This is a genomic window from Myroides albus (assembly GCF_024722315.1).
GTDB lineage: Bacteria > Bacteroidota > Bacteroidia > Flavobacteriales > Flavobacteriaceae > Flavobacterium > Flavobacterium album_A.
In genome coordinates, this window is the sequence record NZ_CP102754.1 from 2,327,501 (window position 1) to 2,340,927 (window position 13,427).

Annotated in this window: 12 protein-coding genes (1 of these 12 cut by a window edge); 6 read left to right on the top strand and 6 right to left on the bottom strand. The window is 33.8% G+C overall.

The genetic code is table 11. The features are described 5' to 3' along the window. Window positions 1-266, top strand: the final stretch of a protein-coding gene (locus tag NWE55_RS10595; protein WP_155092971.1) for a hypothetical protein. Its footprint begins 340 nt before the window's first position; 266 of the gene's 606 nt are visible here — the last part of the coding sequence; the start codon falls outside the window, past its left edge; the stop codon is at window positions 264-266. A 41-nt stretch (window positions 267-307) separates the two neighbouring features. Here NWE55_RS10595 and NWE55_RS10600 read toward each other — a convergent pair whose 3' ends face one another. The 3 genes from NWE55_RS10600 to NWE55_RS10610 all read right to left on the bottom strand — a co-directional run bounded on the left by NWE55_RS10600 (window position 308) and on the right by NWE55_RS10610 (window position 4,504). Further along, entirely contained in the window at window positions 308-2,260 is a 1,953-nt protein-coding gene (locus NWE55_RS10600) for a heavy metal translocating P-type ATPase (RefSeq protein WP_155092970.1), read from the bottom strand. 89 nt (window positions 2,261-2,349) lie between these two features. Then, entirely contained in the window at window positions 2,350-3,672 is a 1,323-nt protein-coding gene (locus tag NWE55_RS10605; RefSeq protein ID WP_155092969.1) for an MATE family efflux transporter, read from the bottom strand. A gap of 115 nt (window positions 3,673-3,787) precedes the next feature. Further along, on the bottom strand, window positions 3,788-4,504 hold the full coding sequence (locus NWE55_RS10610) for an OmpW/AlkL family protein (protein ID WP_155092968.1): 717 nt from the start codon (window positions 4,502-4,504) through the stop codon (window positions 3,788-3,790). A 219-nt stretch (window positions 4,505-4,723) separates the two neighbouring features. Between NWE55_RS10610 and NWE55_RS10615 the strand changes: the two genes are divergently transcribed. Next, window positions 4,724-5,080, top strand: coding sequence for a CoA-binding protein (locus NWE55_RS10615; protein ID WP_155092967.1), 357 nt, complete (start codon window positions 4,724-4,726; stop codon window positions 5,078-5,080). Here NWE55_RS10615 and NWE55_RS10620 read toward each other — a convergent pair. Next, entirely contained in the window at window positions 5,051-6,559 is a 1,509-nt protein-coding gene (locus NWE55_RS10620; RefSeq protein WP_155092966.1) for a sodium:solute symporter, read from the bottom strand. The genes NWE55_RS10615 and NWE55_RS10620 overlap by 30 nt on opposite strands. Before the next feature lie 175 nt (window positions 6,560-6,734). Here NWE55_RS10620 and recR point away from each other — a divergent pair, with 175 nt between their 5' ends. The 3 genes from recR (at window position 6,735) to feoB (ending at window position 10,335) form a co-directional block, all read left to right on the top strand. Beyond that, window positions 6,735-7,355 (top strand): recombination mediator RecR, encoded by a 621-nt coding sequence (recR, locus tag NWE55_RS10625; protein ID WP_155092965.1) that lies wholly within the window; start codon window positions 6,735-6,737, stop codon window positions 7,353-7,355. A 541-nt stretch (window positions 7,356-7,896) separates the two neighbouring features. After that, window positions 7,897-8,127 carry a FeoA family protein gene (locus tag NWE55_RS10630; RefSeq protein WP_160338887.1) on the top strand — a complete coding sequence of 77 codons (231 nt, stop codon included), beginning with the start codon at window positions 7,897-7,899 and terminating at the stop codon, window positions 8,125-8,127. 30 nt (window positions 8,128-8,157) lie between these two features. Beyond that, on the top strand, window positions 8,158-10,335 hold the full coding sequence (gene feoB, locus NWE55_RS10635) for a ferrous iron transport protein B (RefSeq protein ID WP_155092964.1): 2,178 nt from the start codon (window positions 8,158-8,160) through the stop codon (window positions 10,333-10,335). A 171-nt stretch (window positions 10,336-10,506) separates the two neighbouring features. On the opposite strand, the gene NWE55_RS10640 is transcribed toward feoB, so the two are convergent. Both NWE55_RS10640 and NWE55_RS10645 read right to left on the bottom strand, forming a co-directional pair. Next, window positions 10,507-11,163: a SanA/YdcF family protein gene (locus NWE55_RS10640; protein WP_155092963.1), complete on the bottom strand. Its 657-nt coding sequence runs from the start codon at window positions 11,161-11,163 to the stop codon at window positions 10,507-10,509. 37 nt (window positions 11,164-11,200) lie between these two features. Next, window positions 11,201-12,460, bottom strand: a complete 1,260-nt coding sequence (locus tag NWE55_RS10645; RefSeq protein WP_155092962.1) for a DEAD/DEAH box helicase — start codon at window positions 12,458-12,460, stop codon at window positions 11,201-11,203. Window positions 12,461-12,648: 188 nt separating this feature from the next. Here NWE55_RS10645 and NWE55_RS10650 point away from each other — a divergent pair, with 188 nt between their 5' ends. Then, window positions 12,649-13,251, top strand: a complete 603-nt coding sequence (locus NWE55_RS10650) for a hypothetical protein (protein WP_155092961.1) — start codon at window positions 12,649-12,651, stop codon at window positions 13,249-13,251. Window positions 13,252-13,427 lie beyond the last annotated feature (176 nt).

The following is a 13,427-nucleotide window of genomic DNA, read 5'->3' on the forward strand; positions in this document are numbered from 1 at the left end:
ACGTAAAGTTGTATATTCAAATGTATGAGAACTTTTGTTATTCACTTATTCCTTTTGGTATTCTATTACTTTTAGTGGCATCTCCTTCTTCTCAATTAGACCTTATTTTGGGAGGTGATTTACACGCTTTAAAGTATTTGGGAATAGTGTCTATTATTATGGTTGTTCTAATTTACTTTATTGCCAAGTATTGGATTAAAAAACTATATGGACAATATCTTCTACAAATTGAGCATACCTTACATCAGTTTAAGGAACAAGAATAAAAAAATCCCGATTACTATCGGGATTTTATGTTTGTATCAAGTTATATAAATTTCATTTTTTGGATTCTTACCGCGTTTAAGATTGCTAGTAATGCAACTCCAACGTCTGCAAAAACTGCTTCCCACATCGTTGCAACTCCACCTGCTCCAAGGATAAGTACAATAACCTTAACTGTTAGTGCGAGTACGATATTCTGAATTACAATCTTTCTTGTTTCCCTTCCTATGTGAATAGCAGTTGCTATTTTGGATGGTTGGTCAGTTTGTATTACCACATCTGCTGTTTCGATGGCTGCGTCACTACCAAGTCCTCCCATTGCAATACCTACATCACTTAAAGCAAGTACAGGTGCATCATTTATTCCATCTCCAACAAAAGCAAGTGATTTGTTTGGATTTTCTTTTTTGAGGGTTTCAACTTGTGCTACTTTACCTTCTGGTAACAAACCACCTACGGCATAATCTAAATTGATTTCTTTAGCAACCTTTTGGGTTATAGTATCTTTGTCTCCACTAAGCATCACAGTTTTAGAGACACCGAGCTTTTTCATTAATTGAATAGCTTCTTTCGAATCTTCTTTAATTTTGTCGGCGATTGTTATATACCCTGTATATAGACCGTTAATAGCGACGATTACAATACTTTCTACTATATCATCTATATTACTTGGGTATTCAATCTTAAAGTGCTTTAAAAGCGCTGTATTGCCCACGAGTATTTCTTGATTATCCACTTTTCCTTGTAATCCCTTTCCTGATATTTCATGTACATCTTCCGCTATTTTATCTGTAGGATAGGCTTCAACAATAGCTTTTGCTATGGGATGAGTGGATTGTTTCTCTATTGCAGCAACGATGTGTACAAAACTACTTTGTTCCATTGTTGTTTCTACTTTTTGTACTTTAAATACTCCTTCTGTTAAAGTTCCAGTTTTATCCATAACAACGATATCGAGCTTAGCCATAAGTTCTAAGTAATTCGATCCCTTGAATAGAATACCATTTTTAGATGCTGCGCCTATTCCACCAAAGTAGCCTAATGGAACTGAAATTACCAATGCACATGGGCAAGAAATAACTAAGAACACTAATGCTCGTCCCAACCAAGTTTGGAAAACATAATTTTCACCTAAAAAAAAGAAAGGTAAAATGGTTAAGGCAACGGCTAAGAAGAATACAATAGGAGTATATATTTTAGCAAATTTTCTAATGTACAATTCTGTTGTAGCTTTGCGTGCACTTGCTTCTTGAACCATTTGAAGGATTTTAGCAAGAGAACTATCTTGATACAACTTTGTTGTTTTAACTTCTATTACATTTTGTAAGTTGATCATCCCCGTAAGGACAACTTCCCCTTTTTTATAAGTAGAGGGTTTACTCTCTCCTGTAAGTGCTGAAGTATTAAAACTTCCTTTGTCTGTAAGTAGTTCGCCATCTAAAGGTATTTTTTCTCCAACTTTTACTTGTATAATTTCTCCTATTTGAACTTCTTCAGGGCTAACAACAGTATATTGATTGTTTCGATATACACTTGCTTCATTAGGTCTAATATCTAAAAGCGCTTTTATATTACCTTTTGCCTTGTTAACTGCAGACTCTTGAAATAGTTCTCCTATAGTATAGAAAATCATTACAGCAACTCCTTCTGGATACTCACCAATAAAGAAAGCTCCTAAAGTAGCTATTCCCATTAGCGAAAACTCATTAAAGAAATCTTTTCGTGCTCCTAATTTTACAGCTTCTTTTAAAACAGGGAGTCCTACAGGAAGGTAAGCGACACTATACCAAACTATTCTCAAAGTAGTGTTGTTAATAAACCAATCGGCTTTAAGAATGTAAGTTAATAGTAATCCTATAAACAAGAGTAGTAAACTGAATCCAACGAAGTATTTAGTGTTTTCGTCACCATGACTGTGGTCGTGATCATGATCGTGGTTATGATCGTGATCTTGGTGATTATGAGAGTGATTATGATTTGTATGTTCTTGACACATAGTTCTATTGTTTTTATTTATAACAAATGTACTAACATCTACTCAGTATAAATAATCTCCAACTATGTTTGCAACACTGTTGCATTGCCCTATTTATCTACAAAATTCTTTTTGAAGATGTACATTAAAGGGAAACTTCTGCAACACATCCATACTGCAAATGCAAGCCAAACACTGTATAATTTAAAGTCTAAGTAATCAAATAAAAGCAATGTGGGAATAAACCCACAGAAAGTAGCAAACAATAAATTATTGCGTAAGAATTTAGCATCTCCCATACCTTTGAATATTCCGTCATAGATATAAGCTAAGGCGTTAATAGGTTGCATTATTAGAACGAGCCAGAATACAGATACAAATACTTTAATTACTTCGGTTTCTTGGTTAAACAATAATCCTATTTGTTTATAAAAGGCAAGGCAAATAGCAATAAGTATAATTGCAATTATTATAGCGTATTTGCTTATGTCTTTACTCATTTTCCATAAGGCGTTATAGTTTTTTTCTCCTAATAACCTTCCTGATAAAGCATTTCCAGCACTTGCGTAACCATCAATGAAGAAGGAAAAGAACAGCCATATATTCATTAATATGCTTTGCGCTGCAATATAATTTTTACCGTAACCTGTAGCATAGGCGTTCGCTAAGTAAATAGCAACATTTAATGTAGCAGTGCGAATTATAAAGTTAAAGCTCATAATAATTAATGGCTTTAAAGAGGGATTTATTGTTTTTCTAAGCGCTAAGTTAAAAGGAGTGTATTTAAAGAAATAGTAAAACGCCATAATGAGCATAATGCTTTGTGCAATTACACTTGCATAGGCAGCCCCTTTGATGTGCATAGCAGGAAGTAAGCCGTCTATACCAAAGACGAAGAAATAAGTTAGGATTACGTTGATTATGGCACCTGTTAAGCTGCATTTCATAGCCCAAATTGTATTTTGCAACCCTCTGAAAACACCATAGAGTGCAAAAGTAATTAGGGTAAGAGGAAAGCCCCATGCTCTTATGAGGTAATATTCTTTGGCGTAGGTTAGGAGTAATCCTTCAGCGTTGTAAGCTGTGAATATTTCATTTACAAAGAATGTTGTAAATAAAAAGAGTAGTATACTTAATATAAAATTGAATAAAATAGCTTGTGGTACCAATGTTTTGACTGCAAATATCCTATTGGCACCTAAATGTTGAGAGACAGCTGCAGATATTGAGGTTTTCGTTTGGGCAACTATCCATATTATGGCAGAAAGAAATGAGCCGACTAAACCAACAGCCGCTAAAGCTTCCACGCTATTTTCTTTTACGTTTCCAACTATGGCTATGTCAGTCAAAGAAATAATAGATTCTGATATTCCAGCAAAAATGGCTGGTATGGCTAATTTATTTATATCCTTAAACGAAATGGTACTCTTCATGATAAACGCTACTCTCTTTTATGCGTACAAAGTTCGTTAAAATAAAGGCAATAAAAAACCAACCCACACAACTGTAGTTGTATGGGTTGGTAAAAAAAAATGTCTCATTAAATAATTAAAAACGCATTCCTACACCGAATCCGATTAACATAGGATCGATTTTTACTTTAGCAGGGATGCTTAATTCAGTAGTTCCAGCAGCTTGTGCTTCTGGAGTTAATAAATTAGATGCATTAACTGATACGTCTGTTTTTAAGAATAATTTTTTAAAGTCAACGTTGATGAAGAACTTATCAGTTACATCAATATCGAATCCAAATTGGTATCCCCATCCAAACTTATTATCATAAGAAATATCTTTAGCAACTCCTGATTTTTCATTGTAGAAAATTGTATAGTTTGCACCAATACCTACATACGGTTTAAAGTTATCCGTTACTTGGTGGTGGTATTGTACCATTAAAGTAGGAGGTAATAACCATACACTACCTAAATCAAGGTTTGCAGTAGCTGGTCCTCCAACTGCTTCTGGTAAACTAGAACCTAAAGTACCAACTGTGTGTCTTGAAGTACCTAAAATTAACTCAGCAGCAATGTTTTTAGTGAAGAAGTAAGTAAAGTCTAATTCAGGAATAAAGTTATTGTTAACGTCAATTTGACCTCCAATTCCTCCAATTTCTGCTCTGTTGTGAGGAATAACTCCTACACCACGTAGACGAACTTGCCATTTATAATCTTCTTTTGCTGTAGTAGAAACTTCTTGTTCTTGAGCAAATGCTGATCCACTAAAAAATAGAGCAGCTCCTAAAAAAGAAAGTAGTAATTTTTTCATAATTTTTTTATTAAATTTCTTAGAGTAAAATTAGCACAAAAAACAATTATGAAATATGATTTATGTCATCTTTGGAGTAAATAGTAGTTTTTTTAATAAATTTAAGGTAAATAATTGATGCATTTTGTGTGTTATTGTTATATATAATAATCTTAAGTGATTGTATATCATTAACAAATTAATTATTATAGTGTTTAATTTAAAAAAATAATAAATCGTATGAAGGTATTAGTTATAGGTGCTTCCACTAATCCGGAGCGCTATTCATTCAAGGCAATAAATATGTTACGAGAATATGATCATTCTGTGGTAGCATATGGTTTAAGAGAAGGAGTAGTAGCCGATGTAGTCATTGATACTACTAAGAAAGCGTATAGTGATATAGATACTATCACTATGTATGTTAACGCAAAACGTCAAGTTGAGTTTTATGACTACATACTAAGTTTAAAACCAAAACGCGTAATATTTAATCCAGGAACAGAGAACCCCGAATTTTATGCTCTATTATCAGCAGAGCAAATTACGTATGAAGAATCTTGTACCTTAGTGTTGTTGCGTACTGACCAATTTTGATTTATTGCTAATCAACAGCAACAATAATACAGTTAGGGTTCCATTTACAAGTATAAGTTCATTATCGAATACATAACCAGCAAACCACTGTTGTGAATTATTGCTTAATATAAGCGTTAGGATTGGAGATGCAAGACATATCAACGGGACAATTTTATCTTTGACTCTTCTTGATTTGAATAATATTGCAAAAGCAAATAGACCAAGTAAAGGACCATAGGTATAAGACGCTATTTTAAATATCATGCTCACGACAGATGCATCGTTAATGGCATTAAACAGTATGATTACTAAAAACATTAATAGAGAAAAACTAAGATGAACTACTTTGCGTTTCCAAATGTTAGAGGGTTTGTCTTTTTGTTTATCCATATTTAAAAAGTCGATACAAAAAGAAGTAGTTAAAGCTGTTAATGCTGAATCTGTTGTAGCAAAGGTAGCTGCTGTAAGCCCAAGTAAGAAAACTATGGCAGGGATCAAGCTTAAGTGATTAAATGCTATTTCGGGAAATAGTAAATCGGTGCGTGGTTTACCTGTAATCTGATCTATAGGTACAGCGATTCCCTGTTGTTCAGCATAAATATAGAGTAGGGCACCAACTCCTAAGAAGAACAGATTTATGATAACGAAAATCGCTGTAAAGGAATACATGTTTTTTTGTGCTTCTTTAATATTTTTACAACTGAGGTTCTTCTGCATTAAATCTTGATCTAAACCAACCATTGCTAAAGTGACAAATACTCCTCCAATAAATTGTTTCAAGAAGTGGAATCGATTGGAGATAAGGTCTTCGAAGAAAAAGATCTTTGAATAGTTACTCTCTTTGATTGTTTCAAATGCTTGTATAGGACTTAAATCTAAGCTATTGCAAATAAAAATAATCGTAAAGATAACAGAGGATACAAGAAAGAATGTTTGTAGCGTATCTGTTACTATAATTGTTTTTAAACCTCCTTTGTAGGTGTAAGCGTAAATTAGCAACAAAGCGATTAAGACTGTAGAAAAGAATGGAATGCCATAGTAATCAAAAACATAGCGCTGTAGTACTATTACGACTAAGTATAGGCGGAAAGCTGAACCGATTGTACGGCTTATCAAAAATATCAATGCAGAAGACTTGTAGCTATAATGACCTAATCTTTTTTCAATGTAGGTATATATGGATACAAGATTATACTTATAGTATAGAGGAAGTAAGACGGCTGCAGTTAGAATAAAACCAACAGCATTTCCAAGTACAAATTGAAAGTATTTAAACTGTTCACCCGATGGTGCACCCACTTCGCCAGGTACCGAAATAAATGTTACGCCAGATAGCGCAGTCCCAATCATTCCAAAAGCGACAAGATACCATTTGGCATTTTTGTTTGCACTAAAAAAAGCATCATTACTACTGTCTTTCTTACTTATGTATTGAGATATAGCGATGAGCACGCCAAAATAAATAACAATAATGCTTATAATAGTAATTGGTGTCATAATACTTTAATTTCTTTATTGGAAGATGTCAAAGCTCAAATGTAAATATTTTTAACGTATGGTATCGATTTTCATTTTAGTTTATTCTATGTAGGTAGTTCTCGAAGATGACAAGCTATTGCATGAGACTATTAGTTAGCTACTAAAAACTCCCTTTTTTTGTATATTTGCAGTTATGGAATTTCCTTCAAAATTATTAGAGAAAGCAGTAGAAGAAGTGTCGCAATTACCAGGAATTGGCAAGCGTACTGCATTGAGATTAATGTTGCATTTATTGAAACAGTCTGAAGAGCAAACAATGCACTTGGCCACGGCTTTGACTAAAATGCGTACAGATATAATTTTCTGTACGAGCTGTCATAATATTTCTGATAAAGAAGTATGTGATATTTGTGAAAATCCTCTACGTGATCACAGAACTATTTGTGTTGTAGAAGATGTACGCGATGTCATGGCTTTGGAGAACACCCAACTTTTCAAAGGTATTTATCACGTGTTAGGAGGGAAAATTTCTCCCATTGACGGGATAGGACCAAGTCAACTTAAAATTCAATCGCTTGTTGATAAAGTGAAGAATGGAGAAGTATCAGAAATTATTTTTGCTTTAAGTTCTACTATGGAGGGGGATACAACTAATTTCTACATTTATAAACAGATTAAGGATTACAATATAATAACGTCTACAATCGCCCGTGGAATTGCCGTAGGAGATGAATTAGAATACGCTGATGAAGTTACTTTAGGCCGCAGTTTAGTACATAGAGTTCCTTTTGAAAATGCCTTTAAAACGATTTAGGATAATTTGTATGTAATCTTGGAGAAACAAGAGTGATTTACTGTTACGTTTCTAATCAACTAACTTCTTTACACTTCAAATTTTAATCTGTATAATACTGCAAGTACTTTCCTAATTGCCCTTTAGAGTGCAAGAAGTCTATTCAATAAATACACTTGTTTGTGGGCAAACGTTCAATAAAACACCATTCTTTCTTGTACTATATATTCTTGTTAACCAATTAAGATTCTTATAGTTAACGATATGGGTAGGGGGTTGTATTTTAATTATCTCTAAACTTTGCTGCTGAATCAGAAGGTTTGCTGAAGTGTTTAAAGGGTAACTTATCACAGCGAAGTGTCAAAAATTTGTATGCAGTTATACTCCTTTCTAATTGTTGTTTTTTTGGTTAAAATTTGAATATTGAAATGTCGCAGAAACAGAAATCTACTTATTTAGTTTATTCTGATTGTTTTAGATTATAGTTGTATTAAATTTTTAACACTAAATTAATTGTTAGACAAGTCTAATTATGTAATTTTGTTTCTCTAAAGAATTAAAAGTGAAATTATCAGAACTACATAAAGGGACAATTGCAAAGATTGTGGGAATCGAAAAAGGCTGTGCACGAGAAGTGCATCAACGATTTTTAGATTTGGGATTTGTTCCTGGTGCAGAAATTGCAGTGCACAATATAAGTCCGCTTAAGGATCCTGTGGCTTATACGATACACAATACACTAATTTCATTGAGGAGGGAAGATGCTAATATGGTGTTAGTTTCTATAGAGTAATTTATCAATTTAGGAAGGAGAAAAAAGATTATGGCACATACTGCCTGTGATATTTGCGATTTAAATACTGCAGCTGAATTAAAAAAACTGGGAGATATATCAGGAAAGTTTGATTATTCAATAGCATTAGCAGGAAATCCAAATACTGGAAAGAGTACGATTTTTAACGCTTTAACAGGGTTAAAACAACATACAGGTAACTGGCCAGGAAAGACAGTTACAAGAGCAGAAGGAAGTTTTTTATACAAAGACAGCAAATACAAAATAATTGATTTACCAGGTACGTATTCTTTGATGTCAACTTCAGAAGATGAAGAAGTAGCAAGGGATTTTATCTTATTTGGTAAACCTGATGTAACCGTTGTGGTAGTGGATGCAGGAAGGCTTGAAAGACATCTAAGTTTAGTTGTACAAATACAGGAGATTACCAATAAGGTAGTTGTTTGTCTAAACTTAATGGATGAGGCTCAAAGACACGGTGTAGAAATCGATGTGCGCGGCTTATCGCGTGATTTAGGAGTTCCTGTTATACCAACATCTGCTCGTAAGAAAGAAGGAATAGCAGATTTGTTATTAGCTATCGATCAGGTAGCTACAGGGAAATATGTTCCTGAGCACAAAAGTATCAGTGGTATTTCGGGAGAATCTCGTAGAGCTGTTAGTGATGTTGCGAGCGACTTATTAGAGTTAGACGCTGACTTGCCGAGTGTTTCTTGGCTTGCTATGCGCTTAATTCAGGAAGATAAGAGCATTCAAGCAGCTTTGTTGAATAACACTTTATCTGCAAAAATTAATATTGATAATATTCAGCCTGTTTTAGAAAAAGCTGGTCGTTATCAAAAGACTCTTGGATTTGATTATGCTGATAATGTTGCAGGTGCTATTTTTTCACAGGTATCTAAAACGGTAAAGAGCACAGTACAAGTAGATGAAAATCAAAGAGCATTTCGCATAGATAGGGCAATAGATAATATTGTCACAAGTAAGACATTTGGTTTTCCCTTGATGATCTTACTGTTAGGAGGAGTATTGTGGCTTACAATTATTGGGTCTAATTACCCATCCGAAGCATTATCTACCTTACTATTAGAGAAATTATATCCCTTGTTAAAAAGTGGAGCTGCAAGTTTAAATTTTCCTTGGTGGTTATCCGGATTTTTAATTGATGGCGTTTATTTAGCGACGGCGTGGGTTATTGCTGTAATGTTGCCGCCAATGGCGATATTTTTTCCTTTGTTTACGCTATTAGAAGATTTTGGGTATTTGCCTCGAGTAGCATTTAATTTAGACAGAATGTTTAAGGGAGCAGGTGCGCATGGTAAGCAAGCTTTAACAATGAGCATGGGGTTTGGTTGTAATGCAGCTGGAGTTGTAGCGACAAGAATCATTAATAGTCCTCGTGAAAAATTAATTGCCATCATTACTAATAACTTTTCTTTGTGTAATGGTCGTTGGCCTACACAAATACTGATGGCAACTATTTTTATAGGAGCATTAGTACCCAGTTATATGGCCGGTACCGTATCTACTTTAGCTGTAGTAGGAATTGTGTTATTAGGAATTGGATTTACTTTCTTTACTTCTTGGTTTTTATCTAAGACGATGTTGAAAGGTCATTCTTCATTTTTTACCTTAGAATTGCCACCATATCGTCCACCAAGAGTATTGCAGACAATCTATACATCATTAATAGACAGGACGTTAATCGTCTTGTGGCGTGCTATTGTTTTTGCAGCTCCAGCAGGTGCTGTTATCTGGTTAATTAGCAATATTCTTATAGGAGATAAGAGCATTGCAGTTTGGACGATTGAGGCACTTGATCCTATAGCGATGATAATTGGATTGAATGGGGTTATTTTAGTAGCTTATATCGTAGCTATACCAGCCAACGAAATCGTAATTCCAACGATATTAATGTTGACGGCTATGGTACTTGGTGATGCAAGTATTGGAGAAGGAGCAGGGGTGATGTTTGAAGTATCAGATGGAGAGATTGCTACTATCTTAAAAATGGCAGGTTGGACCACGCTTACAGGTGTTAATCTTATGTTGTTCAGTTTGTTGCACAATCCGTGTAGTACTACTATTTATACGATATACAAAGAGACTAATAGCGCCAAATGGACTACTGTAGCCTCATTATTGCCAGTAGCTTTTGGTATTATTGTATGTTTTGTAGTGACACAGATTTGGTACTTATTTGCTTAAATCTTCGCTTGATTTGCAGTGTATGCTATGAGGTCACTTGTATACCTGAGTTGAAGTTTTAAGCGTTATAGTAGAACCGCAGTTTGTATTTTATATTTGATATGAAAAAAGGAGAACTAATTATTAGTTCTCCTTTTTTGTATCTTATCTATATGAATAATTGCTTGTTTCTCATTCTGGATCGACGATTGGATCTTTCCCTATGATGATTTGTTCCCCTAAATACTTCGGTTTTTTTCCAAACAAGTTGTCTAATATAACCTTCACTCTTGCGAATTTTTCTCGTATCAATGTTTTGAACCCAAATTTTCTGGTGACATCTTGGGCATTGTATCCTATAGTTTGTAAATCTAAATTGTTGGCGATAAAAATTGCTCGTTCATTGTGAAAGGGCTGTGACACAATGGTAAAGCTCTTTTGGCCAAAAATAGCAAAAGCTCTATAAACTGAATCTAAGGTACGAAGTCCTGCATAATCTAGGTAAATTTTATCTGCCGGTATCCCTTTTTCAATCAAAGCCTGTTTCATGTCCTTTGGTTCGTTGTAATTTTGATGACTATTATCCCCACTAACTAAAATATAATCCACTTTACCAGCTTTAAAGAGTTTTGCTGCAGCTTCTATTCTAAATGTAAAATAGTAGTTCAGAGATCCTCCTTGCAAATATTTGCTTGTGCCTAATACTAATGCAGTTGTATTATGGGGAATATCGTCAACTGAGTCATAAAGTGACTCTTGTGTCGATTTTTTGACATAGCTATTGCAAAGGAACACAAAGACAAATAGTCCTACAGATAGGAGTAAAAACAGTTTGATCAATTTTTTCATATTCAGTATTTGTTAATAGCTACAAGCTATATGAGTATTAATACCATCTTTTCTTCTTCTTTTTAGAAGCTTCAGATTTACGTGATTTATTTTTATTTCTATAATCTTTCTTTGGTTGATCAGAAGTTTCTCCCGTCTTTTTTTGTCCCGTTTTCACATCCTCTTTCCAAGGATATGGATGCTCGCTAACCACTTTAGGCTGTGTTCGAGTAAATTTCACTATTGTATCCCAATATGTTTTTTCTGACTTATCACAGAAAGATATTGCAATACCTTCGTTCCCTGCCCTTCCAGTACGGCCAATACGATGTACAAAAGTTTCTGGTATATTGGGTAAGTCAAAATTGATTACGCAAGGTAGGTTATCGATATCTATTCCTCTCGCTGCTATATCTGTAGCTACTAATACTTTTGTTTCTTTGTTTTTGAAACTGTCTAATGCTTCTTGTCTTGCAGTTTGGGATTTGTCTCCATGGAAGGATTCAGCGTTAATGCCATTTTTCTTTAGAGATTCAACCACAGAATCGGCACCGGTTTTGGTTCGAGTAAATACAAGTACATCAGTTAGTTTTTGGTTTCTAATGATGTGATACAACAATTTCTTTTTGTCAGACTTTTCGACGAAGTAAACATGTTGTTTAACTGTTTTTGCACTTGAAGATATGGCGTCTACGGCTACATACTCTGGTTTCTGTAAGAACTCATGAGCCAACTCGCGAACAGGCAAAGGCATTGTTGCCGAGAATAACAGTGTTTGTCTATTGCTTGGGGTTAATTGAATTAGTTTTTTGACATCGTCAATGAATCCCATATCTAACATTAAATCCGCCTCATCAATTACAAGATAGTGAAGTGAATCCAGGTCTAACTGTTTTTGTTTATATAAATCTAACAGTCGTCCGGGAGTACCAATAATCACATCAGCTCCTTTCTTTAATTGTTCTATCTGTGGTTTAATAGACATTCCACCGTAAATAGTGATATGAGTTACATTAGTATATTTAGCATAAGCAGTAAAATTATCCGCTATTTGACCAGCTAACTCTCTTGTAGGAGTAATGATTAAAACTTTTGCTTTCTTAGCTTTTTTCGTATTACCTATTTTGTGTAGATAATGTATAATAGGCATGGCAAATGCAGCTGTTTTTCCTGTACCAGTCTGCGCACAACCAATTAAGTCTTTTTCAGCAAGTACCAGTGGAATTACTTTTTCTTGAATGGGAGTAGGTGCTTGATAACCTAATTCTTCAATAGCTCTTAGAATATTTTTATTTAAATGTAAATCTTCAAATGTCATCTATAACAGTATATAATTTAGACAAAGGTACTTTATTTTTTTTGAGCATAAATAGTTAAATTATAGACAAATGAAAAAAGTATTGGTATTCAAGGGGAACAGTAATGATTAAATTTCGATTAGGCTATAAAGTTTTTTTATTTTATAAAAAAGTTGATTAAATTGTGATAATAATTAATCTTTATAAAATGTATAAAGTATTTGATAAGCTATATTACCCTATTAGTGTATTAATCGTTTTAGTAGTTCTATTAGCAGTCTTTAACGAAATCTCTTACCTATTTTTCTTTCCTATTGTATTCATCTTTCTTGGAATGTGGCGAAATCACATTTGGGTAGATCGTTTGTTACATGAAGGTATTTCTGTAAAAGCAGAAGTCATAAAGTATCGCAAAGTTTCTAAGTATGATGCTGATGTAGCAAGTAGTAGAAGGTCTTATGCAAGAAAAGATCTTTTAGTGATGGAGTTTGTTACTGAAAAAGGGGAGGTGATTACAGGAAGTCCAAGGGCTTATGATTTAAAAGAACCAAGCCAAGCAGAATTGGAAGTTGATAAAATAAATGAACCTCTTGAAGAGGAGCAAGTAGATTTTGATCCTACGGGTAAAAAGTACAAAGTAATTTACTATCCAGATAAACCGACAGTGTTTGTGTTTAAGAATAGTTTAAGTCGCGAACATCATATGCTCTTTTTAAATATCCTTAGGATACTAAGCGTTGTTATGGTTGTTGTACTTGTTTATGTTTTAAGCAAATATAGCTTTATCTATACGTTACAAAACTTATTTTAGTAATGGAAATAGCTTTCACTTATAAGTTGAAAGGAATAAAATAGGAGTAATTTTTACTATAAAATGTAAAAAAGTATATTTCAAATAGAATAATGGTGTGATTTTTGTGTCAGTAGAGCAGTATTTTACAAATGAAAATTGAATTATAAGAAATCTATAAATACGCAAAAAAGGAA